This is a genomic window from Desulfobacula sp. (genome assembly GCF_030145145.1).
GTDB lineage: Bacteria > Desulfobacterota > Desulfobacteria > Desulfobacterales > Desulfobacteraceae > Desulfobacula.
Genome location: NZ_JAQYWD010000001.1, coordinates 211,668 through 238,543, shown reverse-complemented (window position 1 = coordinate 238,543; position 26,876 = coordinate 211,668). Strand labels below are relative to the sequence as shown.

Below are 26,876 nucleotides of genomic sequence, written 5' to 3'. Positions count from 1 at the left end.
CTTTCAGTTCCGGCACATCAATCTCGGTCTTTTCAATTTTACCGGGGGTTACCTCTCCTGTTTCCCTGTCTTTTCTAAAAGGGGTTACCATTTGCCATGTCTGAATTTTCTCTGGTACATTTGCCATGTTTTCTCCTTTAATTATCAACAAAGTTTAAGCTATGCAGCAAAACCGGCCACAGATCCTTCCTTCACTTGGAATCCGGTCTGCAGAGCTATCTCAATATTTTTCAAAACAAATCATCCGGGAATTAACCGATGGTGCTGATGACGACATCTTCATTTTATGGTAAAGAATTCGTCCATTGGGAACCGGGAACATCCGTTTGCTGCCTTCTGTCTTTACCAGTTAAACCTTTATGCAGTCAAGCCCTTGATTTTTTTGTCCGCCCAGACTGACCTTGTCTTAGGATTGAAGCACCACTGACCAGTCGTGATTTGTTTTAGCATTTCACTACCTTAACTTTTGTACCGATCCATTCTGGCGGCAGGTAAACCCGTCCACTGTTACCACTTGAATTCACCTTTTTTTCAATCATCTCCTGGCCGTAAATCTCAAATTTTACCTTTTTTCGAATATATTCTGATTCAAATCTGTCTTGTTTTTCATCGCCGGTTGTCATGATACATTAAACTCCAGTTAATAATGTAGCCGCAATGAGATCCTTTTAAGCTACTATTTAGATACCTAATAGATACATTACAGCTACATGTCAAGAATTTAATTTATTTTTAGTATCGATTATCATCTAATAATTATAAACAAGACGATATATTTAGAATAAAAAAATTAAAAATTCAAGATAGTTACCTCAAAGGTACCCGTATGATTGTAGTTGATATATTAACTTTATTTAAATTGTGTCTTTGTCACCATAAAAATGGACTGTGGGGTTAATCAGTAAAGATTTGTCAATTTTTCAAGTCAGTTAATCAATTTTTCGGTTATAGCCACCGAATCTGTTCGCCTTGGGCTTTCCCGAATACTCGAGGCGGATGGCAGCCAAGAGATTGTTGATCTATCAACAATCTCTTGGCTTTTTTTTATTTTCCCAATCCAATTTTTTCCTTGACATGGTTTCTTTTATTTAAATATAGTTAGAAATTATGATATATTTATAGTTACATTGTTACACTATTTGTTGCATTTTAATAGATATCGATAAGGAGGTGAACTTCCAAACGAACGCTTGGTCACAGTACATACTGCTTAGGGTCATAGTCTGTGCTGTTCTTTAGGGTCACAAATCAGTTTTAAGGTTTATCAACCATTTTTTAGGAGGTCAACAAAATGAAGAAAATTACGGTTCTGGCTTTTTTTATTTTTTGTTTTAGTTCACTGTTTGCTTTAACGGCTAACGCTAAAATGCAACTGACGTATTCAAATTTCTTTCCCCCCACACACTTCAATAGTCAACTGGCAGAAAGCTGGATTCAAGAAGTAGAAAAAAGAACCAATGGCGAAGTCACCATAAAATATTACCCGGCGCAATCCCTGACAAAAGCCCCCCAGACATATGACGGCGTTGTTAATGGCATTGCAGACATTGGCATGACGGTTCTGGCATATTCAAGAGGGCGCTTCCCCGTTGCCCAGGCCATCGACCTTCCCATGGGGTATACATCCGGTGTTCAAGCAACAGCCGTTGCCAATGCCGTTCTTAACAAATTTCATCCCAAAGAGTTTGATGACTCACAGATCATGTATGTCCACGCCCATGGTCCCGGTCTGATCAATATGGCCAGTAAAAAAGTGGCCACCATGGAAGACATGAAAGGGCTGAAAATCAGAACAACCGGAGCCAGTGGACTTGTCATCAGTGCCCTGGGCGGATCTCCCGTCGGCAAGGGCATGGGAGAGACCTATCAATTGCTGCAAAAAGGGGTTGTGGACGGCTCACTCCATCCCCTTGAAGCGAACAAGGGATGGAAACTGGGTGAAGTTGTCAAATATGTTACTGAAAGTTATCCTGTAGCTTACACCACCGCGTTTGCCGTATTCATGAACAAAAGAAAATGGAGCAAAATATCCCCGGAAAGTCAAAAAGCCATCAAGGAAATCAATGCAGAATGGTCCATTAAACATGGAGAGGGATGGGACAAAGCCGATAAAGCCGGAATTGAATTTTTCAAATCCAAAGGCGGCGAATTTGTCAGTCTGTCTGATGCTGAAGCCCTCAGATGGAAAGCAGCCATGGCGCCGGTGATTGATGAGTACATCAAAAAGGCCAATGAAAAAGGCGTTGATGGAAAAGCCGTTGTGGATTTCATCAAAGCCAATATGTAGTATTAATTCATAATAAATGGCCGGTCCCCTGTCTGAGACAACGCCGGCCATTTATTGGTATAGACTATGCTATAAGCAGGATATTTTATGAATACTTTTTCCAAAATGCTGGACAAATTTTCCGGTCTTTTAAAAATTATCGGCGCTACCGGCCTGACCATCATGATGCTGTTAACGGTTGTGGATGTGGTCGGTCGCCTTTTCAAGCAACCCATTTTCGGATCGGTTGAGCTTATCGGATTTCTGGCCACCATCGTGGTCGCCACGGCACTACCCTACACGTATAAGGTTGACGGGCATGTGGGTGTGGAAATACTGGTACGTCTGCTGTCCAAAAAGACACAGCTTGTCATTGACATTTTCACCCGAACCTTAAGCCTTGGATTGTTTTGCCTGGTCACCTGGCAGATGTTCCTGTATGCCAAGGATATACATGAAACAGGCGAAGTCTCCATGAACCTGGAATTTCCCATCTATTACATTGTATACCTGCTCGCTTTCGGTTTATTGATTTTCTCTGTTACCATCATAGAGACAATTTTTAAAAACATTCAACAATTGAAAGAGTTAAAAACAAAATGAGTCCAACTTTAATAGGTATCATCGGTATCGCCATCATGATCCTGCTGTTTATGACAAAAATGCCTGTTGCATTTGTTATGGCCATTGTCGGCTTTGTTGGATTCAGCACCATGATCACGCCTAGCGCCGGCCTGGTTCTTTTGTCAAGAAACGTGTATGAGGTCTTTGGATCATACGATTTAACAACAATTCCTTTATTTATCCTCATGGGGCAGCTCGGATTTAACTCCGGTATCAGCAAGCGACTGTACGAAGCCGGTTATAAATTCATGGGAAGTACCCGGGGAGGACTCGCCATGGCAACGGTTTCCGCGTGTACCGCCTTTGGTGCCGTCTGCGGTTCCAGTCCGGCCACAGCCGCAACCATGGCAACCGTTGGTCTTCCGGAAATGAAACGATACGGCTATGATGACGAACTGGCAACCGGATCTGTTGCTTCCGGCGGGGGTATCGGCATGATTATGCCCCCCAGTGTCGTCCTGATTATATATGGGATCCTCACAGAACAATCCATTGGTGCCTTGTTTGTTGCGGGGATTTTCCCTGCCTTGCTGGTCACGGTATTATTTATCGTCGCCATCTATATCCGCTGCAAAAACCATCCCGAACAAGGCCCTCCCGGTGAAAAATTCTCCTGGGGTGAAAAAATAAAAGCCCTGTTAGGACTTGGTGAAACCCTGGCCGTCTTTATCCTTGTGATCGGTGGTATCTTTATCGGTCTTTTCACACCCACAGAGGCTGCGGCCATTGGCGCGTTCGGCATGCTTGTCATCGCAATAGCCAGACGACAGATCTCCTGGGCCGGATTTGTCAAATCCCTTATGGAAACGCTGAGAACTTCCTGTATGGTCCTTATGCTCATCGCCGGTGCGGTAATTTTTGGAAAATTTTTGGCCGTTACCAGGATTCCCTTTGAAATCGCAGGATGGGTCAGCGAACTCCAGATGTCGCCTTATCTGGTAATGGGCGTTGTTGTCATGATTTATTTCATCGGCGGATGTTTCATGGACGCCCTGGCCTTTGTTACATTAACCGTTCCCATTTTTTTCCCGGTTGTCATGGAACTGGGTTATGATCCCATCTGGTTTGGTATCATCATCGTCATGGTAACAGAAATGGGCGTTATAACGCCGCCGGTGGGCATTAATGTATATGTGGTGTACGGGGTTGCTAAAAATGTCCTGGAACAGGAAATCCCTTTAGAAAAAATATTCAAGGGCATCATCCCTTTTCTTCTCGCTGTTATTGTGGGCGTCATCCTGCTGATGATCTTTCCGAATATCATTCTCTTTTTGCCCAATCTCATGTATTGACCTGCCTCTTGAGAAGGGTGTACCATTATTCGTTCACCCTTCTCGGCAGACGGTTCACTCCCTCCAGTTATACCGGACCCCTCAAATAATATTTTAATTGACTATCGCCGCGACAGGTAGTAACAAAAAAGACACGTGACCTCTGACATTCTGGTGGCTGTTGTTCTGAAGCGTAACACAGGGTTCACTGCCATTCATTAATCTTAATAACTCAACTTTCGGACTTTAGCTTTAATCGACGGGGTCAGGCTTTTTTTATTGTGCTTTTTATCACTATTTCATAACCGGACGGGTAAAAAGTGCCATAAGGAAAGCCTGACCCCAGGTAAAAATGGCCAAGTAATATTCAACTTTTTAAAAGGAGTGTTATCCCATGAAACGAATCCATCTTATTTTATCCATCCTGTTTTTAGTTTTGATTTTTTCAGGAACAGCATCTGCCAAAACCACCTTTATCAGTATCGGCACCGGCGGAACCGGTGGTATTTACTATCCCTACGGCGGCGGTGTGGCGGAGATATGGTCTAAAAACGTAAACGGTGTACGAGCGGTGGCAGAAGTTACCGGGGCCAGCGTTGAAAACGTCAAGCTGGCCCACAAGGGCGAAACAGTTATCGGCGAAGTCATGGGCGATGTGGCCGTTGCCGGTTACAATGGTCTTTCAAAATTCAAAGGGAAAAAACATGACATTCTTTCCATGGCCATCATGTATCCCAACCTGCTCCAGGTGGTGGCCCTTAAAAAAAGTGGCATTACAAATATTGAGCAGGTACAGGGAAAACATATCAGCACCGGCAGCCCGGGCAGTGGTACAAACTTCATGGCCGAAGCCGTTTTAAAGGCACTGGATATCCCCTTGAACTCCTTCAAGGACAGCCGCCTGTCATTTACCGAAAGCGCCAATGCATTAAGGGACAATACGATTCAGGTCGGTATCTGGTCAGTGGGACCGGGTACCAGTTCCATCCTTGATTTGTCCACCACCCACGATATCATCGTCCTGCCGTTTACATCGGCACAGACCCAGAAAATTCTGGCTGCCAAAACCACTTATGCGGGTGTAGAACTTGCCGGCGGCATATACCGGGGAATTGATACACCTGTCCCGACCATTGGGGTATGGAACGTGATGATCTGCCAGAAATCCCTTGACACGGAACTGGTATATACGCTGGCAAAAGCCTTGTTTGAAAATAATGCCTACCTTAAAAAAATTCATCCGTCCGCAGCCTATACCACCCCGGAAAACACAGTCAAATATTCCTCTATCCCCCTTCATCCGGGAACCATCAAATACCTGCAGGAAAAAGGCATTGCCGTACCGGCTCGTCTGATACCTTAAGGAAAGAAACAATGACCAGGTCCGGTTCAATTGTGTCATTCTGCTGTCTGGGCCTGGTTTTACTGCTGATCGTTACGGCCTGGCTGACTCCAGGCGGACTGGAACTTCAGATTACCCTGGTCAAAGAAAAAACGCCCGTGCTGGTTCTCCCCCTTAAACACGGAGAACGGTTTACCATCCATTACTATCACTCGGTTGAAAATGCCCCTATTTGGGAAGAACACAGCGTGGATAAAACAGGCAAACTGTATATTGAAGAGGAGCGCTATGAAAAATTTGGTGCCGGCATGGGCAAAATGCCCGGGGTAGGACGGATGATAAAACAAGGCATCTATGAAATGATTAAAGATATGCACATGCCCGTGGGTGACTTTATCTTACGGGTGGGAAGCCCGGGCGTGGACCACACTATTATATGGCGGGACCAGCAGTATAATCTTTCTGAAACGATCGCCCACAAGGCGGTTAAATTTTCCGCCAGACCGGTGAGCCTGCTGCATCAAATTTTACACGCTTTCAAGTTTCTTAAAAGACGGTCACCCCCTTAATGTTGACAACACCCCCCAGAGGAACATTATGATTGAAACTGTTACATCTGTTCAACACAATGAAAATAAAAAAAATCCCGGTTTGGCAGATGCCAATCAAACCCTGATAAATATAACCGCAGGGATTGTCATGACCATCGCCGTGAGCCTGAGCCTTTACCAACTTTATACAGCTGGCGTGGCTGCACTGACAGCCCTGGTTCAGCGCTCTATCCATCTGGGGGCCATTCTTACGTTGACATTTTTATTAAAACCAGCGTTTTCAAGGGCCCGAAAAGATAAGTTTTGCCTTTCCCTGTTTCTGGATTGGATTCTGGTCGTCTTATCCATCTACTGCACCCTTTATATCTGCAACAACCTGACAGCCATTTTTGAACGTCAGGGGGACTGGCTGATCCATGACCGGGTTGTCAGTATTATCGGAACGATTCTCGTGCTGGAAGCCTGCCGAAGGGTTATCGGCGTCATCATGACGGGGATTTGTGCCCTCAGTATTGCCTATGCCATGTTTGGTCCCTATATGCCCGAACTGATCATCCACAAAGGATACAGTATTGAACGGATTACCACGACCCTCTGGTTGACCACCGAAGGCATTTTCGGTCTTCCCATAGGGGTGGCAGCTACCTTTGTTTTTGTCTTTGTACTGTTTGGTGCCATCCTGGAAACCACCGGAGGCGGGGCCTTTTTCATTGATATGGCCTATGCCCTGACCGGCCGATTTTCCGGCGGACCCGCCAAGGCATCAGTTGTGGCCTCGGGATTTATGGGATCGGTGTCCGGCTCTGCTGTAGGAAATGTGGTGGCAACAGGCTCTTTTACCATCCCCATGATGAAAAAGGTGGGATATCGTTCCCATGTGGCCGGTGCCATTGAGGCCGCCGCCTCCACCGGTGGGCAGATGATGCCGCCCATTATGGGGGCCGGGGCTTTTTTAATGGCCGAGTTTACCAACACAAGCTACCTGACCATCATTAAAGTGGCCCTGGTGCCGGCCATCATGTATTATCTTACGGTTCTGGTATTTGTTCATTATGAGGCCCAAAAATTCGGTTTAAAGGGCCAACCCAAAGAAAATCTGCCCAAGATCACAGCGGTTATGAAAAAAGGCCTGCACTTTATTATTCCGGTCCTGATATTGATCTATGTACTGATCTCCAATTATTCCCCCATGATGGCCGGATTTATTGCCGTTATCAGCACCCTTTCCATCAGTATCATTGCTAATTTTATTCGCTGGATGGTGACCGGCAGTGCAAAAAGCAGCCTTTTGGGATTCGGTATGGGCGAGGCCGGATTAATGATCAAGGCCTTTGAAAATGGTGCCAAAAACGCGATCATGGTCTCCGTGGCCTGCGGGGCCGCCGGAATCATTGTGGGCATGGTCAGCTTGACGGGCATGGGGCTTAAATTCTCAAGCCTGATTCTTGACTTAAGTTTCGGTATCAAGGTCCTCGCCATTCTCCTCATCGGCGGTGCGTCCCTGGTGCTGGGCATGGGACTTCCCGTCACTGCCAGCTATATCGTCCTGGCCACACTGGCAGGACCGGCCCTAATGGATATGGGGGTTCCCATCATGGTGGCCCATATGATCGTGTTCTGGTATTCCCAGGATGCCAATGTAACGCCTCCGGTCAGTCTTGCCAGTTTTGCCGGAGCCGGCATTGCAAAGGCCAATCCCATGAAAACCGCGCTGACATCCTGGAAGCTGGCAAAAGGACTTTATATCATCCCCATTATCATGGCATACAGGCCGCTCCTGGGGATGGGAAATACCTATGAATTACTCCACTGGGAAGTGATGAGCTGCATGGTCACCACCACCCTTGGCCTGATCGCCTTTGCTTCGGCCCTGGAACGATATTTTTTGCGAAAAGCCACCCGTGTTGAAACCCTTCTTTTCTGGCTGGCAGCCATTGGGCTTTTCTGGCCGACATACTGGGCAGACCTGGCCGGGTTTATGGCCTTTATCGTGGCTTGCGCCCTCCAGAAATTTTATCCCATTTCCCCCACAGACCAGGGAGGACAATAAAAAATTAATTCAAAAAAAGGGTTACCGAAACGATTCCGGATCAATATCAAACCGTTTCATGATCTGCTGCAGGGCCTGGCGATCCATATGGCAGTGCCTGGCAGCCTGGGTGATATTGCCCTTGCTCATGGAAAGCCTGGCCCCGATGTAATCGTGGTTAAATTCCCGAAGAATTCTTTCCTTTGCTTCTTTATAGGGCAACGATGTCATATCATCGCTGATACTGACTGCAAACCGATTTTTTTTGGGGGACATGTCCTTTAAAGGGATATCGGACAGGTCCAGGGTATTCCCCTTTGAATAAAGGATTCCCTGGACAAGAATATTTTCAAGTTCCCTTACATTTCCCGGCCAGGGTTGTTTCATTAACAGATCTATTACCTCCGGGGAAATGGCTTTAGGTTCTTTTTTCATCTTTTTACACTGTTTTGTCACAAGGTGTTCACAAATCATGGGGATATCGGTTACCCTGTCTCTCAATGGCGGCAGTTCAATGGGAAGTACGTTCAGCCGGTAAAAAAAATCCTGTCGGAATTCATTGTCCGCCATTTTCTGTTTCAGGTTTCTATTGGTGGAGGCAATGATGCGAATATCCACTTTTCTGGTTTTTGTATCACCAAGGGGTTTGATTTCTTTTTCCTGGAGAACCCTTAATAATTTTGTCTGGATGGAAGGCCCGATATCCCCGATCTCGTCCAGAAAAATCGTTCCTTTGTCCGCTGCCTGGAACAACCCTTCCTTGTCCCGGGTGGCATTGGTAAATGCCCCCTTTTTATATCCGAACAATTCACTTTCCAGGATATGTTCCGGAATGGTCGGGCAGTTCACCGGGATAAACGGGTTGTTTTTTCGGGGGCTCAACGCATGGATGGATCTGGCCGTCATATCTTTTCCTGTTCCGGATTCCCCTGTGATCAATACTGTAACATCACTTGATGCCATCAACCTGATTTGATCAAACACCCGCTGCATGGGTTCGCTTTTCCCGATCAGTTGAAAGGGGCTGGTTTCTTTTTCCTTTAACAGCCGTTTATTTTCTTTTAACAGCAGGCTTCTTTCAAGGGCTTTTTGAATTCTGAAAATGATCTCATCCTGCTCAAAGGGTTTGGGGATAAAATCATAGGCCCCTTTTTTGATAGCGGTAACAGCAGACTCAATATTGCCGAATGCCGTAAGCATGACCACCGTCAAATCAGGATAGGTTGCCTTGATCTGTTCGAGCAGTTCAAACCCGTCCATGCCCGGCATCCGGATATCACAGATGACCAGATCAAACGTTTCCTGTTCTAAAATTGACAGCGCCATCTTGGCTGAAAATGCCATGGTAACCGTGCAATTAATTTCCGGTTCCAGGGTCCGCTGCAACAGCCGGGTCATATCTTTTTCATCATCAACGGCAAGTATGGTGGCTTTCATCTGTTTCTACCCCCCTTTAACGGTATCCGATCCGTTTCAGCTGGAAGACTGATGGTAAAAACGGTTCCGGTTCCATCCTGGCTGCTGTTTACACGAATGTCTCCCTGGTGTCGTTTAACAATGCCATATCCCACGGAAAGGCCAAGGCCCGTGCCCTGTCCCACTGGTTTGGTGGTAAAAAACGGATCGAAAATCCGGGACAAATTCTTTTTGTCAATCCCTTTACCATTATCCTTTACCCGTATCAGAATCTTATTTGCTTCTGTTTTCTCAGTGGTGATATCAATGTTGCCTTTCCCATCAACGGCATGGCAGGCATTGATGACCAGGTTGACCATCACCTGGGACAATTCCTGTTCATTGCCAAGAATATTCAATCTGTCACCGGTATGGGGATTCAATGTCATTTCAATATTCCTGAAATCCGAATGATTGGATAAAAATTTAACCACCCCCTCCACCACCTTGTTGATGTCGACAATTCCCACTTTTGACGGACCTTTTCGTGAAAAGGACAAAAGGTCCGACACAACCGTTTTGCAATTTAACACATGCTTTTCAATAATTTTCAAATCATCTGTATGGTCCGGCTCCAGTTTTAACAACAATTGGGTATACCCAAGGATAATCCCTAATGGATTGTTGATTTCATGGGCCACACCGGCCGACAACTCACCAAGCGCTGCAAGCTTATCCGCCTGGGCAATCTGCCGTTCCATCTGTCTTTTTTCATTCACATTCTTAATAATGAAATGATACGTTTTTGCACATCCAAATGCGCCGTAGTCAACACCACCGGTAATCAAAACCAGCAGGGACTCATTGTCCGGTCTTAAAAACTCCGTTTCCTCGTTTAAAAGATATTCCATTGAACCGATCTTCCTGCAAACGCATTCCCATTCGGACGGGTAGGCAAAAAAACTGCCCAGGGTCATGTTTGTCATGATCATTTCGTCCCGGGCATAACCGGTAAGGGCAATTCCGGCCGGATTAATCTCCATGATTTTGAAATCTTTATCCGTTACCATAATGGTATCCAGGGATTGTTCAAATATCCTGCGACACTTATGTTCACTGCTGGTGAGCCGTTCCGTTCTCTCTATTACTTTATGCTCCAGGGTCTGATTCAGGTCCATGAGTTTAATGTGAGTATCCTCCAGCTTTTTTCTGCCGGCAAGGATTTTCTCGTTAATCTTCCAGGTTTGGTTAAAAAAAAGCGTAATCAGGCCCACCAGCATAAACGATACCGTATTCACACTTCCGGAAAACGAACTGATGGCATGCCAGTTGTCTGCATTGGACGTCAGGATGAGGAATTGTCTTAAAATATGGCCGAATGCTCTGGATACGGCAAACACCACGAATCCCGTACTGATCCACAACAGATACAAAAAAACCGCATTATCCGGATCGATTTCCCTCAATATTCTTGCTTTATAAAGGCAAAAAAGGGCCATCACCACCATGGCCACAGAACCCAGGACATCCACTGCCAGGATAGGGATAAACGAAACGATCATGGTTTATCCTTATTGAGCATCATCTGACGCTGTTCTTTGACAAGATTTGAAAGCCCTTTGTAAAGCAACAGCATGGCCGGCACACATAAGAGATGATCCAGCTTTAAACCATAATAGAGCCATGCCAGAACTGCCGAATCATTTTGACTCATTACGCTTATCCGGGATAGAGAAATATTTTCTATCCTTACGGCATAAATCTGGTTATCAAAAAAATGAGCGGTGATGACATCCAGGTTCCAGAGAACAAAAAAGAAGGCGGAATACTGGATCAATCGCCAGCCCTTTTGTTTATCCAAACCTTTGCCGATGATGGTAAAGATAAGGACCACCATGGAAAAAAGAAAAAAAAGATGTCCGATCTGGTGGGTGATAATCCCTTCTGAACTGGCATGAAGCTGGGTGGCATATCCATCAATGGGCAACAAGATCAGACCCGCCACAGCCAGTGCTGGTATAAGATTTACCATCACCCGGATGCTATGCTGGACTTTTTTTGGCATATCGTTTTTTTAACACCCGTTTAAGACCGGCAAAGAGTATGAACGACAAAATCACACAAATGACGAACCAAAGCAGAGAACTGATATTCACCTGGGAAGCGGACCCATATGAAAAGGAAAATACCCATTTTCCCCCGAACCGGTTTAAAAGGGTTTGGGGCGTATACACTTTTGTCACATAAGCAGCCATCAGCAAAAGGGGAAGCACATTGGTGATAAAATGCTTTAGCAACCCTTCAAAGAAATAATCATAATATGCTTTGTTTAATTTTGCCTGATCGATATTTTTTGCCAGGGCCTTTCCCTTTTCCCTGTCAGGATGTTTCAGTGCCTCTTCCCTTATACCCTGCCAGTGATGGAAGTCTTTTTCCAACCTGACATATCTTTGGGTCACATAAAATCGCGATATGAATCTTATCAAACCAACGATAAAAAAGGCCAGAACAAATATCACAAATCCAGGACCCAAAATTTCGAGGGGAGAACACAGGGTATCCAGAAATACCATGGTACTGTTTAAAAAAGCAGCAATGACCTGCCAACCCCTGTCTAAAAAATCATCCATAAATTTTCCCTTAACATAAAACCCGCGGCTGATTTAATGATTATAAAGAATCAGCACGCGGGTTTCAAGGTTGATCTGTCACATATTTAATCTATATCCAGATTTCAATCTTAAAAAATCTGAAAAACAGGAAGAACAAGGTCACCGCAAGAACAACCTTTAAGGTCATTTCAGAGAACATTTTCTGGGCGCGGCTGCCCAGCATCCCGCCGGCAAACCCACCGATAATAATAGCGATGGCCAGGGTCATGTCAGGCAGGTATCCTGCCATCAGGTATCCGATAAAGGAACCAATACTGGAAAAACAGGTTCCGATCAAGGAGATGGGAACGGCCACATACATGGGCAGAGCGGCGATGGTGGTCATGGCAGGTACCAGAAGGAAACCGCCGCCAATACCAAAAGATCTGGACACGATACCGATAAAAACACCAAGGAATGCAAACAATAATGGGTTGATCTGGAATTCTTCACCCCAGAATTTAAACCGGTAATCGGTCAGGCCTGTTTTTATAGGTTCAATACTGCCCATTTGTGCGGATCGGCCCTCAGCCTTAGCAGCTGCAATCTCTTTATTGAACTTCTGGGTCATGGCTTTGATGTTTTTCCTTTTATCCATGGCCTTGGGTGTCATTTCCATCAAGGTCTTTATCCCCATGAGAAGCACCAGGATCGCCAGCCATTCCTGGTAGGCTTTCATGGGAAGAATGGCTGACACATATTTACCCAGCCAGATGGAACCGATAAAAATACCCACGCCAAAAGAAAGTCCCACAGGCCATGCAACCCGTTTTTCTACCATTGCATACCGCCAGAAAGATCCTAAAGGGGAAAACAGCGTCAGGGCGATATTGGAAGGTTTTAATACATTGGCCGCATTAATCCCCACAGGTCCTGCCGTATTAACAACCAATACCTGGAACGCTGCCATGAGCATCCCACCGGCTGCACCAATCATGGAGAAATAAGTTCCCACAAGAATCGCACCGATAACAATCCATAGGGGATTCATATACCGGAAACCCTTGGACATCCAGAATCCGTTTTTCTCTATTGTATAATCACCGATTTTTGCACTGTTCACATACACATCAAATTTAGTATCTGGCGGGGTATGCCTGAAGGATTTAAAGGAGACGGTAAAATCACCCGTTGCTTTATCGAGGTTTACAGATGTTCCCTTGTCCCAATAATTGCCGCTGGATTGGTCTGTAATAACCGTTCTTGAAAAAATATCAACTTTCCCTCTTTTGCTGCCCTCTTTGGTGATGGTATTAATACCATAACCGGTCTCATTGGCATACCTTAGAAAATTCCACTGTTCGTCGGACTTGATGGGTCCAAGCATACCCCGGGCAGTTTCATTCACATCCCCTAATTTCTTTTTAAGATAGAACATGGTGGTACTGTAAATGCCTTGTCCTTTTTTCATCAGAACAGACGGTCCGCCAAATCTTTTTTTATCTATTTTACCAAATTTTTCCGGTACATTGGTAATCAGATAATAAAGGGGCGGAATCTTTGTATCCTGGGCAAACCCTTCTTTTTCACCATCTTTTTTAAGTCTTTTAATCTCAAATGCACCATTGGTGTCTTTTGGCGCAAACATTTTCTGCTGGGCAATGGCCAGATACAGATCCTGGCCCGGGGCGATCTTGCCTTTGACCTCAACGATATCTCCGGCCTTGTAAGAGGATGCCGATATGCTGTCTGCCGCATTGGATCCTGACACGGCAACCAGTAAAACCATCGCCATCATAATAAAATACATCAAAAACTTCTTCATTTGACTCTCCTTTTAAAACGGTACATATACATTAAAAATTAAAATATCTGACAGCCAACTTAGCTCCCAGATAACTTGTCATTCCTGATACGGCCATATAGACGAACAGATCATACAGGGTCAGTGAAAAAGGCTTCCCAACAACAGATCCGATCAAATTCACAATGGCAAATGTTGCGGCCCCCCCACCGATTCCCAGTACAAATGAAAACAAAGGGGCATTGGAAATTTTTTTCTTCAGCACTTCCACCAACCTGTACCCTGTCATGGCACCATTAAAAGCGATGAAAACAGGCAGAATAAAAAGAATTTTATCCAGACCCATAAATGTTGAACAAAAAAGGGCAAGGATCAAGGATCCGCCAATCCCCTCAATCATTGATTTTAAGGCTGAAATTGTCATTTTTTTATCCTTTCCTTTTCTGTAATGGCCCTGTTGGACATGAGTTTGATGCAGGACGGACATAGATGATGATGTTCCTTGGTGTCCGGGTGCTGAAGGGTGCTTTCTTCAACGTGCCTGAGAAAACTGACTGTGGCATACATTTTCCCGCAGCCTTCACATCTTTCCAGAGGCAATTGTCCGATGACCTCTTCTTTTATGGAAATAGTTCTTACACTGTCCTGATCCGTGACCTTGATGATATGGGTGGGACACAGGTTGGCGCAGGTACCGCACCCGATGCACAGCCCTGGCTCAGAAACAACTTTGGGGCCGGTTTCGGTTTTCACCATTTTCAGGGCTCCGGCTTTTACAATTTCCTTGCAGACCCGGATACACAGGCGGCACCGGATACACCCGGTTGGCGGCGGTATCACCTTCACATCAAATGCAGTTGCCAGATCCCTGATCCGGGATGAATCCGGTGCCATCTGCAACAGCCGGTTAAACGCATTTTCCCGATGGGTTCTGACAAGCTCGGAGGTGGTCTTTATTTCAAGATTTTCTTTCACTTTGAGAATGCAGGACAGCATCACCACCTGTTTGCCCGAAGGGGAGGCCACTTCAACACCGCAAAGTTTACAGGATCCGGACGGCTTGAGTGCGGGATGGAAACATAAATGGGGGATTTTAATCCCATTTTCCTTTGCTGCCTGGAACACGCTCTGGTTTTCCCGGGCTAAAATCTGCTGATCATCAATCGTTATATTAATCATGGGCTGCGTCCTGAAGGTCTGAAATATAATCCTTAAGATAGTGAAGCTCCTGGGTCAAAACACCGATATGCTTTTTGACAAGGTCTTCCAGGCAGAGCATCCCTTTAATTTGTCCCTGGGACACCACGGGCAGATGGCGGATTTTGGCCTTGATCATCATCCCCATTGCATCGTTAATGGTATCTTCCGGTTCAACCACAATGAGTGTGGATGTCATCACGTCTTTGATAAAAATCTTGCTCATATGCGTGTCAGGAAAAAGAATATGACAGCGCACCAGATCCCGCTCCGTGAAAATGCCTTTCGGTGAATCCTGTGCCACCACCACAAGGGCGGACACCGTATAGGCGGACATCAGCTTGAGGCCCTGTTCCACGGTCTGATCCTGTTCAATGGTATAAAAAACACCCCTATCCTTTTCCAAAAGCATTTTTACCTTCATGATATCTTCATTCCTTTGCTAAGGGTGACCAATCAGTCTCAAACAATCCTGGGGCAACCGATGGGTACCCTTCCCCTCCAGACTGACCTCGATTAATGCGTCCGGATCATTGATGGTGGTATCCGGATCCGTTATGAACCCGTGAAGCCCGATAAAATCATTCATATAAGGTTCCCAGGCTTCATCAGTTGATGCTTTATACACTTCTATTTTATTGCCTTTCTGGAATTGCATGGCCTTATCCTTTATCTATTCTCTTGTTTGTTTCGGAAGAATCGGCCGTGTGGCAACGTTTACCTTTGCGCTCAGTTTCCGCTGGCAGGCGTCACACAACAGCCTGTTATGCTTCACCCGGCTGACATGGCCGGTTTTTTTGGCAATAAACTGCATATACTCTGCAGATGGCAGGATGACATGGCATTCTTCACAATACTGGATGGTCTGGCTGTTCAATATCGTACCGCAAAGTTTCAGCAGCCGTTGACCGTCTTTTTCTTCAATTACAATGGCCTTGTTTTCACAATTTGCCGCACAAGCGCCACAGGTGATACATTTTTCTTTTGTTACCGTGAAATCTGTTTCAGACGGATTGTCAAAATCCAGGTAACCCAACTTAAGGGCATCAATCCCCATCTTGTCTCGGCAGATTTCCACACATTTGCCGCAGCGTCGGCAGATATCACACCTGAGACATCGTCCGGCTTCCTTGCGGACACTGGCTTCATCATAGCCCAGTTCTACCTGCTGAAAGGTTGTTCGCCGCCGATCCACATTCAGCATGGGCATTTTTGGACGTTTCAACGTCATTTTCCGGCTGGCCGACATTTCCATGGGGGGATTCATCGTATGGCGGATCGGTATTTTCGGCATCCGCGGCTGGGGGATATGGGAAAGATAGCGATCAATGGCATCTGCGGCCCGCTTACCACCGCCAATGGCTTCAATCACCGTGGCAGGTCCGGATACCGCATCCCCGGCGGCAAACACCCCCGGCATGGTGGTCTCCATGCTGGCATGGTTGACCTCAATGGTTCCCCGTCGTGTCCAGCTCATGCCGTCAAAGGCTTCCATTCCCTTATCATCCACATATTGACCAATGGCACAGATCACGGCATCTGCCGGGATGGTAAAATCCTTTCCAAGGATGGGAACCGGGGCCAGTCGGTCAGACCCTTTTTTCTTGATCAGTTCGGCTTTAATGCAGTCAAATCCGGTAATGATACCATTCTCCCCTTTAATTTCTTTGGGAATGGTTAAAAAAGAAAATTCAATTCCTTCTTCTTCGGCCTGTTCAACTTCTTCAATATCGGCGGGCATCTGGTTCCTGGAACGCCGGTAGGCAATGGTCACCTTCCGGGCCCCCAGCCTCAGGCTGGTCCGTGCCGCATCAATGGCAACATTCCCCCCCCCGACAACGACCACATGCTGACCCGGCGTATGGTAATCTCCCAGGGCCACATCCTGTAAAAAAGTCACCGCATCTAAAACCCCTGGGAACTCTTTTTCTCCTTTAATGTCCAGGCTCCATGATTTATGGGCCCCAATGGCAATGAAAAAAGCGTCAACCCCTTGCTTTTTCAATTCATCAAACGTGACATCCACACCAAACCGGGTATTATAAGAAATTTGAACCCCAAGGTCTTCAATCATGGCAACCTCCCGGTCAATGACCTCCTTTGGGAGGCGATATCGGGGAATGGCCACCATGAGCATACCCCCGGGAACCGGAAGGGCCTCAATGATCCTTACTCCGTATCCCATGAGCGCAAGATAGTAAGCCGCAGAAAGCCCCCCGGGACCGGCACCGATAACACAGACCGTTTTACCGTTAAACGCCTTTTTTTCAGGATTTCGATACTCCCTGTCCGACATGGCCCTTTCTGCGGCAAAGGCTTTTAAAAATTTAATGGATATGGGCGTGTCAATCCTGGCACGGACACACATCATTTCACAGGGCCGGGTACAGACAAGTCCACACACCCACGGTAAGGGATTATCCCGCCGGATCACTTCAATGGCCTGGGCATCTTTTCCCTCGGCGATAAGGCCCAGGTAAGTCGGGACATCAATCCCGGCCGGGCAGGCCATCTGGCAGGGGGAGGGTGCCAGTTTCGCGCAATCGTGGGTCGGACAGTTCCGTGTTTCAATATGGCTCTGAAAGACTTCCCTGTGTGCCGACAGGATCCCCTTAAGGGTCTTACCGGTGTTCAGGTTTGTTTCAGTACTGTTGGCATAAACATATTCTTCAATCAGAGAATCAATGGCGGAAAGATGGTCATTACCGGCAGCGCCCTCTGCAATCTCTTCTGTCAACAGCAAAATCTGTTCAGAGATTCTCCTTCCCCTGGGATCTGTTAACCCTCCCGAGCGGATCAGTTCGGAAAGATAGATAACGGTCGTTCGAACCGGACAGGTTTTTTCCGCCATTTTTGCTCCTTATCAGCTTAGAAACTGCTGTTTTCAAAGGATGTCACAGTGGCTGCATGCCGCTCCCGCCGGATCTGGGTCATCTCTTCTACATTACCGAATTTCAGACAACCAGTGGTACAAGTGGTAACACAGGCCGGTTTCAGTCCTTCATCAATTCTATCCTTGCAATAGTCACATTTTTCAACTTTTCCCGTATCCGGGTTCCACTGGGGAGCCCCCCAGGGACAGGCAGAAACACAGGTTTTACAACCGACACACAGGTCTTTATCAATAAAGACAATCCCGTCACTGCTTCTTTTCTGCATGGCCCCGGTGGGACAGGCAGAGACACACCACGGGTTTTCACAGTGAAAACAGGGCATGAAAATAAAGGACATTTTCGGTAGTCCCCCGATAAATTTTGGCCCCACCTGGATAATCTGGCAAAGTTTGGGACCCGTGGGAAGGTTCTTATTGGACTTGCACTGGATTTCACAGGCATGGCATCCGATACATTTTTTAATATCCTGGAACAGATAATATTTACTCATTCAACGCCTCCGATCTTAACTCTGATATGGGTTCTGATGTACACCCTTTGTTTATCAGACATGTGTTCTTCATTTTTCCCTAAAGGGGTTTCACCGTTACAAAGGTATCGTGATAGGCTGGACTGCCCCCCACCTTGTCGTATACATTTTCCTGAATCAATGCGTCGGAAAGCCCTTTGTTAAATGATCGCTTTGCCCGACCGGCCTCATGCCCGTATCCATGCAGCATAAAAACCGCCTCCGGATGGATCAGGTCTGTAACAAAGGCTTTTATCTGACCTTTTCCACAGGATGACGCGACTTCAACCACTGCATTGTTTTGAATCCCCAGTTCAACAGCCTTGGCCGTATTGATCCACAACACATTTTCGCTTTCCAGCTCATTGAGATAAGGAACATTCTGTGTTGAAACATGGGTATGAATGGCGGAACGGCCCACCACCAGACGAAACTTTCCATGTTCCGGCGAAGCCAGGGGGGCATATTTGGGGAAGGATTCAAACCCGGCATTCTCCAGAAGGGAAGATTTGAATTCGATTTTTCCCGACGGTGTTTTAAAGGGTATGTTGTTTCTGTCCCAGAAGATCTGCTCAGACCCATAGGCCACAAATCCCTTTTTCTCAAAATCTGCCATGGTAAAACCGGTCCCTTCCAGCTGCCAGTTGACCAGATCGTCCATGCTTTCGTAGGGGAAATAATCCCCGATACCCAGTCGTTCACCGATGCGTTTTAATATCATGGCACCGTCCATTGTATCGTATCGCGGTTCAACCGCTTTTTTTCTCATGTACATCTGGGGCTTGAGCCCGTTCATCTGCTGAATGCAGTCGGTTCTTTCAAGGTAAGTGGACTCCGGCAGGATCACATCGGAATACCAGGCAATGTCTGAATAATTGATATCAATGGTGACCACCAGGTCCAGTTTGTCCAGGGCTCTTTTCGTCTGGGTGGTATCGGCAATGGACATGAGCGGATCCATCCGATATGCGATCAACGCTTTTATGGGATAGGGATCTTCCTTTAAAACGGCATAGGGAAAGATCTGAGCCACCCCGTGATTGGGATCAGGGAGCGGAAAATCGCTGGTGCCGACTTTATCAAATCGCGGCACTTCAATTTCGGGAAACTCCTGGGAAGTCAATTTTCTGGCAGCTTTGCCGCCCACTTCTCCCGGCCCTTTTTTAAAGAAAATACCCCCTTTAGCTTCCACGCTTCCCATCAACGCGTTGAGCATGAGAATGGATCGGCGCATATAAATTTCATTGGTATGACTGGCCCCGCGATATCCATAATGAAAAATCACCGACGGTTTGTCTTTGCTGATTTCCCTTGCCAGGCTGATAATTTCATCGGCAGCGATCCCCGTCTCTTCCTGGGCCCATTCCGGCGTATAACCTTCAACAAAATCCTGGAGATCACTTAATCCATGAACCCATTTTGAAACAAACCGGGCATCATAGAGTCGTTCTTTTAAAATGGTATGAATCAATGCATAGTTCAAGGCCAGATCAGTTCCCGGCCGGATCATCCAATACCGATGGGCCTTGGACGCGGTAACATTCACCCTTGGGTCAATATAGGTCAGCTTTGCGCCCTTTTCCAAAGCCGACATCAATCCATTGACTTCTTTTAAGGCAATGGATTCAAAAATATTTCTGCCGTAAAGCACAATATGTTTTGTATTTCCGTAATTGATGCCGATCTGGCCGTCATTATATCCGAAAAGCGATCGGCAAGCGGTATTAACAGACCCCTTACACAGGGCATCATGGGTAAAATGATTGGGAGATTTTAATGCTTTTAAGAACGTTTTACTGACATGGGTTGCCAGCTGGGTCCTTTCGCAAAGGGCAAGACTGTGCCCGCCATTCTCGTCTATGATTTCTTTTAACCGGGTTCCCACATAATCAATGGCCTCTTCCCAGGACGCCTTTCTCCAATTTCCAGACCCTCTTTCTCCGACCCTGATGAGCGGGGACTGGACTCTCTGATCATCATATAACATGGATTTCCCGGCAGATCCCCTCGGGCAGAGACTGCCGTCTATGCCGGCGACATGCTGATTTCCCTCTATCCAGTCAACATGCCCGTCTTTTACCTTGACCTTGATGGGACACCTGACAGAACACATGAAACACAAACTGAAAACTTCTTTATCCATAATTTATTGCCTCCTTTAGCAAGCTTTTATTCTGCAATATTCCAGGTATCTATATAGCGATAAGTGTGCCATTTTTTTCAAATTGCCCCATCAATCCGCCCGCAAAAGCAGTTAAGCGATTGAAATATTGTGAGATATGACCAGAAAATTAATTTAACCCTTATAAGACAAGCCAGGCTTCGATATTCTGAGGGGATGTCGAATTGTTCCCCCCAGGTTTTGTAAAACACATGAAAAACCAGTCTGCATAGGGCTTTTATGACTTGGAAGCATCAAACCGCCATATAAACAAAGCGCAATAAAAATGCTGCGCCGCATTTTTTTTATTGCACCTGATCATACACCGATGAACAAAACAACATAGCATCCCCATTAATGATCAATATGGTATTTCCCATATAAAAAAAAATATTCAATAAGCCCCCAAGGAGTATGAAATTCCTCAGGAGCTATGATGTGTGCAGTTTAAGGGGACCCTTCATCTTAAATCCTTAATGTTATGCTTTAAGATGTTAAAAGTACTCTGACAACAAATAGTGATTGAGTTAGCTGTTAATCCAACAAGGATACTTTTTCAAAGTGTTGAAACCTGAGCATAGAGACAGAACTTATAATGATTGAAAAGAACTTCAGTAAGATTAGAATAGTTGAAGTGTCTTATGATGCATGATCAATATCATATTTCATAGCCAATACAATAGAGATTGTCAATATTATTTGTGCTTTATATCCTTAACTCTTTATAGCTATTGAATTTCATACATGCCTTTTCAATACGATTTAACTCAACTTTCGAGGTTGGTCAGTTATGCCTGGGATGCCCTCAATTCTGTTTGAAATAGGCCGAGGCCTTGTCGCCGTTTGCCATATACACGGCTAACTCTAATGGCTGACAAGGCCAATTAAAAATGGATCAGACATGCTTGTAAATACGAGCCCTGAATATATTTAACAAAAAGCTTGAATATATGGTGAATTATATTTTATAGTTCACCATATATTTAATGCCAAACCTATCGTGAGGTAGGGACGGAAAGCCAAGGATCTTTTAAAAGACAGCCTGGTTGCAAAGAAAAAATTTTTAATAATGCTACCGGGTTCCCTTTTGAGGGTTCCCGGTTTTTTATGGCTGAAAAAGTATTGTTTAAAAAAATAATGGATAAAACTCCTTTATCAGGAGTCTGCCATTTTTAATGGTTAATGTTGCTTAACATAGAAGCACAAGGAGATTATGCAAAGTGCATCAAAGTATAAAATTAAATTAGACAAAAAAACGAATACTCACCTGGGGCATACCCTTCAGGTCTTCATTATCACTTTTTCTTTATTTTTTCTGTTTGCATGCGATTCTCCTCAAGTTTTTATTTTTGATTTTGATACAAGATTATCGGATGGAAAGAAGATGGAAGTAATCTATGAGATTTATTTTGAAGATAATGCAAGCGTCAATAAATTGAAAAAAAATATGGATAAAATTGAATACGCTCTCACTATGGTTTTTTCTAAAACGAGCTCAAAAGATCTGACAAACAAAAGCAGGATAAGGTTAAAAAATTCACTGGTCATAATCCTTGAAAAACATTTTAATGGCAATGTCAAAGATGTGCGCATAGCAAATTTTATTATTCGGCAAAATTAGTGCAAAAGATGATGATTTGATTTGCCATGAATGTGTTTTTTATTAAAAATAATATGGTTTGAAAATGGAGTCACATTTCTGTCCATTATTGTACCGATATTTTTTATAACATATTATAATAATATCGATTTTATAAAAGAATGTAATAGCATCCCTTGCAGCCCATTGTTATACTTAGAATAGTATTTATCCTTCGCTTAATATATCGATCATCAACTTTCCGATATGTTTTTTTGTTTCGAATTGTTTTTGTGCCTCGGGAACCTGGGGGAGAGAAAACGTATTTGCGACCACAGGAGAGACTTTTCCTGTCTCAATTCGTTTGATCAGGTTTGGAAAAACTGATTCGCCAAGAACAGTACAGCCAAACAAACTCAGATCTTTCAGGTAAAGAGTTCTGACATCCAGTTCCACAAGCGGACCTGCAATAGCACCGGCAACAGCATACCGACCAAATGGCTTAAGCGCATCCAATAAACCCTCCCACTGCTTGCCTGCCACCAGATCAATTACGACATCAACACTGCTCTTCCCAATCTCTTGTATAAGACTGGTATTTCTCGCAAGTGTTCGATCAGCCCCAAGACTCAAAATTTTGTCCATTTTGGACGGCGAGGTAATACCTATAACTTGGGCCCCCCTTGCCTTGGCAAGTTGAATGACCGCAGAACCTACGCCGCCTGACGCTCCCGTAACCAACACAACATCATTGGCGCTAACGTTGGCTCGGGTCAGAAGGTTCTCAGCTGTGGAATAGGAGCAGGGGAAAGATGCGAGTTCAACGCCGCTGAGCTTGCTGTTGATTTTATGAGCATGTCTGGCTGCAACAACGGTGTATTCAGAGAAACCACCGTCGCATTCGGAACCGAAGTACCAGGGTTGATCCAAGACCTTGCCGCCCACCTCCAGAATGCATGGTTCAACAAGCACTCTTTCATGGAGGAGATAACTGTGCTGATCTGGATATTCTGTCATTTGGAATATTATCCAATCTGCAACGATTAAAAAATTTATCTGCAAATCAATATCAACATTTCAATTTTGCGTAAAGAAATATTCAAATATATGGGAAAGGAAAGGATCAATTAAGTCAAAATGCCATTACGGTGTATTGGAGTAAGCGGATCTTGGTCAAGGCCCCGGAAGTTATTTTCCAAGAATCTATCAAAATGTGATCTATATAATGTGATCTATATATTGGTATGTTGAATACAGAAATATGACCATCAACACCTTCACAGGTTTATAAAATTTAATTGAAAGTCCAAAGCTGAAAAAACATCACATACCATATAGTTGAAGGCCTTAATCTGAGGCAAGTTGTGAAGCCTGCGCGCATCTGAATCATCCTAAATTATGAACTGAGTCAGGTGGTGGCGGATCAATCATAGCCAATAGGTCCTTGCGTGAAAAATGCATCATATTTTTTGCGCTGATTATTATATCCCCCTGAATTGAATTAAGTAAGACTTTCATGATTAGTGTTCAAGGAATTGAGCTGTTTTACAAACACGCCCCTTTTCCAGGAAATGAAAAGGGAAACCTCATCCTGAAAAAGGGGCGTGTTTAAAGGGATGGAAGAAAAATTATTGATTGTAGATGGAATCCGATGTCAGGACATTATCTTCCGGTGAATATAAATAGCCAGAGGCTGTTACGCCTTCTATTGAGAACACAAAGGAACCGGATGCTTTTGTCTTTGGCGAGGTGAACACAACAGTGCCGTCATTGCCGGTGGTTCCGGATTGATTATCCTGGACAACACCGCTCCAGGAACTGGTGACAACTGCATTTCCAACTGGATTTCCGTATTGGTCAACAATTTTTACGGTTGCAAGTCCCGCAGAATTCTTCCCCATGTGCTTGACCGTCATAACTATACTTGAAACATATATGAAGGTTTCAAGCCCGGATTCAATATTTACGGTTATACTGTCCTCAGAAAAGGCGCCGTTATTATCTTCCACATTCAAAACAACCTCATAGATTCCAGCAGTGGAAAATTCATGACTTAAGGATGATGATGCTCCAGAGGAAACAACCGCCCCTCCCACGCGCCATTCATAGGAGGTAATAGTTCCGTCAGGATCATAGGAGTTTTCGGCGCTGAAAGAAATCCAGGCCGGTGCCGTACCACTGAGTGATCCCGCCTCAATAATGGCCACCGGACTTTGATTAAGGTTTTCTTCCGTTGAAATACTGATGGAGGAGATTGTATTTAAAGAAGAATCAAACTCATATCCCGGTGCAAAAACAGTATCTACTGAAAAAGTGATGATGCCGGATTGAAGCGTACCGGCGGACACCCATTCGATTATCCCGTTTTCAGACGTTGTTCCGGACACATCGCCTGCAAGCAATCCGGACCAATGCCCCTGAACCAGTGCACCGGATATTGAATTTTGGTTATTATCCAGAATTTCAACACTGACAAGGACCTTCTGACCTGTTTCCTCGACAACAAGTGTTGCCTGAATATCTGACACATAAATCTGATTGTAGGGGTCGGCCACAACCTCGATGTTAACCGAATCGGTATTGGTTGCGCCGTCATTATCGGTTACCGTGAGGGTTGCGGTATAACTGCCCGATTGATCATAACGATGCTCAACCGTGGCGCTGGATTGGGATGCACCGTCTCCAAAATCCCAGGCAAAGGAAGCAATATTTCCGTCATTGTCATAAGATGATGACCCGTCAAAGAGAACAGTTAAGGATGCCTGTCCTGAAAAAACAGATGCGTCTGCAACAGCTATAGGCGGAAGATTATCGCCAGAAGAATCGTAATCAATGCTGGCATAGGTTTGAGTTCCATCCACGACTTGTGGAACTTCCAGGCTCTGGACCTCTTTATTGCCGTTTGCAACATCAACCAGGGTAAAGGTTCCGAGAGTGGCTTCACTTCCTGCCGTGTCATCTTGTACACCAAGATACCAGGTATTGAGCCCCTCTCCGAAAGGAAGAAGATCCGTAAAATCAAACACAAAGGTGCCATCAACGGCATTGGTTGTACCGTCAAAGCTGTATGCGCCCCCCTGGTTGTAAATCATTTCCGGAATCCAAACGGTGGAGGGGGTTGACTGGTTTATATCGGAGACGCCAAGGGTCATCCGAAGATGATCCCGTTTGGCATGGTTTAATTTAAACTTCCCGATTATTTTAGGCTGATAGTTTGCTTTAGCGGTTACCCAGTGAGCCCTTGAAGGATACCATCCGTAGATTCGACCCGTTGACGGACCTCCGGTCACAGTAGAGGGATTCTTCAAAGCATCATAGGACATCCAGGCAAAACCGGCCTCACCCCAGCCGGTCCCCCAGGAATTGGCAATCCTGAAAGCGCCTTTCTCTCCTGTATCCACGACATTATTTCCGTTGATATCCACCCAGATATTATCATTATATCCCACCACGGTCATGGCATGATACCCGGATGTGCCGTTGACCCAGGATACACATTTTTTTCCGGCAAAGGCATCGTCTTCACTGGTGAACGGATCATTTCCAATGGTCTGCCAGACCCATGAGGAAATATAAGTCGGAATATTGAGCACATACCCATTGATCAGCATCTGTTTGACTTGATCAATACCGGCGTCCTGATGGGTATTCATCACATAACCATACTGGTCAAATCTGCGATATAATGAGTCTTCCCAGGTATCTGGATTAAGGCTCCAGGTCCTGTAATCGGAATCATAGGGAAATTCCGCCCATGTTGCCGCACCATGTTTCTGGCCGATTTCATAGGCCCAGTAGTACCAGGTCCCGTTATTTTCTCCGCCGTTGACCATATTATAGGTCCATTTAGGGCTAAGATGCATAGAATCACCGCCGTTCTTGGCATCAAGGTTATTTGTCAAGGCATACATGTGGGTCATGGTATAATAGGTCCCACTGAAAACACCGCAGGAATTCAAGGACCCCTGGGTCCGGATGGGGGGAAAATATTGAAGCTGGCTGTTATCCACATACCCCGGATAATCCGCCGACGGCAGCGCAGAACTTAAATCAATACTGCTGGCTGCACCGGTCACGACCTCCAGTTCACTTCCGATACCGACTACATCGACCTCACGTTCATCTATTTTTCCTTTCCCCTTTTTTGCCCGCCCCTGGTTGACACGTTCCAGCCCGATTTTGTTTAATTTAACTTTTTTGACCTTCAGCATATGCTTGTTCTGCCACTGAAGTTCTTCTTTTGTCAGTTCCGGCAGGCCTGTTTTGTACATTTCATGCTCGTTTGCTGACAAAAATCCGGTACTCCCCAACAGAAGCAGTACAATCATCATAAAACTAATCGTTTTTGCTGTCGTGAATTTCAATTTCATATGTCTATCCTTTTAATAAAAATAATATCATTGGACAGACAAAATAGCATTTTTTATGCCACGATCTATTCCCTTGTCAATATAAAAGCTTGAAAATGCTGGTTTACAAGGGTTTCAGAGTATACCTTATTTAAAATAAGGCATCCCTCATATCGACATTTTGAAGAAACCGATAACAGGTTTCCGGCGAAATAGTTGAATATCACTACTAAAACCTCGAAATATAACTATAAAAACAAGATATAATTTCTGATTGACGGTAAATGGCGGGATAAAACCAAAGACGGTGAAAAA

22 protein-coding genes and 1 riboswitch are annotated in these 26,876 nt (G+C 45.1%); of the genes, 7 read left to right on the top strand and 15 right to left on the bottom strand.

The window, feature by feature from the left end:
- Nucleotides 1-443: 443 nt before the first annotated feature.
- Complete coding sequence (locus tag Q1Q15_RS01060; protein ID WP_300455405.1) at nt 444-623, bottom strand: DUF2080 family transposase-associated protein; 180 nt, start codon at nt 621-623, stop codon at nt 444-446.
- 668 nt (nt 624-1,291) lie between these two features.
- Here Q1Q15_RS01060 and Q1Q15_RS01055 point away from each other — a divergent pair.
- The 6 genes from Q1Q15_RS01055 to Q1Q15_RS01030 all read left to right on the top strand — a co-directional run bounded on the left by Q1Q15_RS01055 (nt 1,292) and on the right by Q1Q15_RS01030 (nt 8,104).
- On the top strand, nt 1,292-2,287 hold the full coding sequence (locus Q1Q15_RS01055; protein WP_300455403.1) for a TRAP transporter substrate-binding protein: 996 nt from the start codon (nt 1,292-1,294) through the stop codon (nt 2,285-2,287).
- 87 nt (nt 2,288-2,374) lie between these two features.
- Complete coding sequence (locus Q1Q15_RS01050; protein ID WP_300455401.1) at nt 2,375-2,869, top strand: TRAP transporter small permease; 495 nt, start codon at nt 2,375-2,377, stop codon at nt 2,867-2,869.
- Nucleotides 2,866-4,182 carry a TRAP transporter large permease gene (locus Q1Q15_RS01045; protein ID WP_300455399.1) on the top strand — a complete coding sequence of 439 codons (1,317 nt, stop codon included), beginning with the start codon at nt 2,866-2,868 and terminating at the stop codon, nt 4,180-4,182. Before Q1Q15_RS01050 ends, Q1Q15_RS01045 begins: the two co-directional genes overlap by 4 nt.
- A gap of 373 nt (nt 4,183-4,555) precedes the next feature.
- On the top strand, nt 4,556-5,524 hold the full coding sequence (locus Q1Q15_RS01040; RefSeq protein WP_300455397.1) for a TAXI family TRAP transporter solute-binding subunit: 969 nt from the start codon (nt 4,556-4,558) through the stop codon (nt 5,522-5,524).
- 11 nt (nt 5,525-5,535) lie between these two features.
- Complete coding sequence (locus tag Q1Q15_RS01035) at nt 5,536-6,072, top strand: DUF1850 domain-containing protein (protein WP_300455395.1); 537 nt, start codon at nt 5,536-5,538, stop codon at nt 6,070-6,072.
- A 28-nt stretch (nt 6,073-6,100) separates the two neighbouring features.
- Nucleotides 6,101-8,104 (top strand): TRAP transporter permease, encoded by a 2,004-nt coding sequence (locus tag Q1Q15_RS01030; RefSeq protein WP_300455393.1) that lies wholly within the window; start codon nt 6,101-6,103, stop codon nt 8,102-8,104.
- Nucleotides 8,105-8,125: 21 nt separating this feature from the next.
- Here the strand turns inward: Q1Q15_RS01030 and Q1Q15_RS01025 are convergent, their stop codons facing one another.
- The 12 genes from Q1Q15_RS01025 to Q1Q15_RS00970 form a co-directional block, all read right to left on the bottom strand.
- The gene (locus Q1Q15_RS01025; RefSeq protein ID WP_300455391.1) at nt 8,126-9,520 is read right to left on the bottom strand and encodes a sigma-54 dependent transcriptional regulator; all 1,395 of its coding nucleotides are present in this window, start codon (nt 9,518-9,520) and stop codon (nt 8,126-8,128) included.
- Nucleotides 9,517-11,040: an ATP-binding protein gene (locus tag Q1Q15_RS01020; protein WP_300455390.1), complete on the bottom strand. Its 1,524-nt coding sequence runs from the start codon at nt 11,038-11,040 to the stop codon at nt 9,517-9,519. The genes Q1Q15_RS01025 and Q1Q15_RS01020 overlap by 4 nt, the downstream gene beginning before the upstream one ends.
- The gene (locus tag Q1Q15_RS01015; RefSeq protein ID WP_300455389.1) at nt 11,037-11,543 is read right to left on the bottom strand and encodes a hypothetical protein; all 507 of its coding nucleotides are present in this window, start codon (nt 11,541-11,543) and stop codon (nt 11,037-11,039) included. The genes Q1Q15_RS01020 and Q1Q15_RS01015 overlap by 4 nt, the downstream gene beginning before the upstream one ends.
- Nucleotides 11,521-12,108 carry a hypothetical protein gene (locus Q1Q15_RS01010; RefSeq protein WP_300455388.1) on the bottom strand — a complete coding sequence of 196 codons (588 nt, stop codon included), beginning with the start codon at nt 12,106-12,108 and terminating at the stop codon, nt 11,521-11,523. The genes Q1Q15_RS01015 and Q1Q15_RS01010 overlap by 23 nt, the downstream gene beginning before the upstream one ends.
- Nucleotides 12,109-12,199: 91 nt before the next feature.
- Complete coding sequence (locus Q1Q15_RS01005; protein WP_300455387.1) at nt 12,200-13,894, bottom strand: sulfite exporter TauE/SafE family protein; 1,695 nt, start codon at nt 13,892-13,894, stop codon at nt 12,200-12,202.
- A gap of 31 nt (nt 13,895-13,925) precedes the next feature.
- Nucleotides 13,926-14,297 (bottom strand): hypothetical protein, encoded by a 372-nt coding sequence (locus tag Q1Q15_RS01000; protein ID WP_300455386.1) that lies wholly within the window; start codon nt 14,295-14,297, stop codon nt 13,926-13,928.
- On the bottom strand, nt 14,294-15,052 hold the full coding sequence (locus tag Q1Q15_RS00995) for a 2Fe-2S iron-sulfur cluster-binding protein (protein WP_300455384.1): 759 nt from the start codon (nt 15,050-15,052) through the stop codon (nt 14,294-14,296). Before Q1Q15_RS00995 ends, Q1Q15_RS01000 begins: the two co-directional genes overlap by 4 nt.
- Complete coding sequence (locus Q1Q15_RS00990) at nt 15,045-15,494, bottom strand: CBS domain-containing protein (protein ID WP_300455382.1); 450 nt, start codon at nt 15,492-15,494, stop codon at nt 15,045-15,047. Before Q1Q15_RS00990 ends, Q1Q15_RS00995 begins: the two co-directional genes overlap by 8 nt.
- Before the next feature lie 18 nt (nt 15,495-15,512).
- Complete coding sequence (locus tag Q1Q15_RS00985) at nt 15,513-15,728, bottom strand: hypothetical protein (protein WP_300455380.1); 216 nt, start codon at nt 15,726-15,728, stop codon at nt 15,513-15,515.
- Between the two features lie 15 nt (nt 15,729-15,743).
- Entirely contained in the window at nt 15,744-17,921 is a 2,178-nt protein-coding gene (locus tag Q1Q15_RS00980) for an FAD-dependent oxidoreductase (RefSeq protein ID WP_300455378.1), read from the bottom strand.
- Between the two features lie 17 nt (nt 17,922-17,938).
- Nucleotides 17,939-18,454: a 4Fe-4S dicluster domain-containing protein gene (locus Q1Q15_RS00975; protein WP_300455376.1), complete on the bottom strand. Its 516-nt coding sequence runs from the start codon at nt 18,452-18,454 to the stop codon at nt 17,939-17,941.
- 79 nt (nt 18,455-18,533) lie between these two features.
- A complete protein-coding gene (locus Q1Q15_RS00970; RefSeq protein ID WP_300455374.1) occupies nt 18,534-20,615 on the bottom strand; it encodes a molybdopterin-dependent oxidoreductase in 2,082 nt (693 codons plus the stop codon).
- Between the two features lie 996 nt (nt 20,616-21,611).
- Nucleotides 21,612-21,687, top strand: a riboswitch (cyclic di-GMP riboswitch).
- Between the two features lie 159 nt (nt 21,688-21,846).
- Between Q1Q15_RS00970 and Q1Q15_RS00965 the strand changes: the two genes are divergently transcribed.
- Complete coding sequence (locus tag Q1Q15_RS00965) at nt 21,847-22,254, top strand: hypothetical protein (protein ID WP_300455372.1); 408 nt, start codon at nt 21,847-21,849, stop codon at nt 22,252-22,254.
- Nucleotides 22,255-22,440: 186 nt separating this feature from the next.
- Here the strand turns inward: Q1Q15_RS00965 and Q1Q15_RS00960 are convergent, their stop codons facing one another.
- Together Q1Q15_RS00960 and Q1Q15_RS00955 are read right to left on the bottom strand one after the other, a co-directional pair.
- Complete coding sequence (locus tag Q1Q15_RS00960; protein ID WP_300455369.1) at nt 22,441-23,229, bottom strand: zinc-binding dehydrogenase; 789 nt, start codon at nt 23,227-23,229, stop codon at nt 22,441-22,443.
- 611 nt (nt 23,230-23,840) lie between these two features.
- A complete protein-coding gene (locus Q1Q15_RS00955) occupies nt 23,841-26,582 on the bottom strand; it encodes a PKD domain-containing protein (protein WP_300455366.1) in 2,742 nt (913 codons plus the stop codon).
- Nucleotides 26,583-26,876 lie beyond the last annotated feature (294 nt).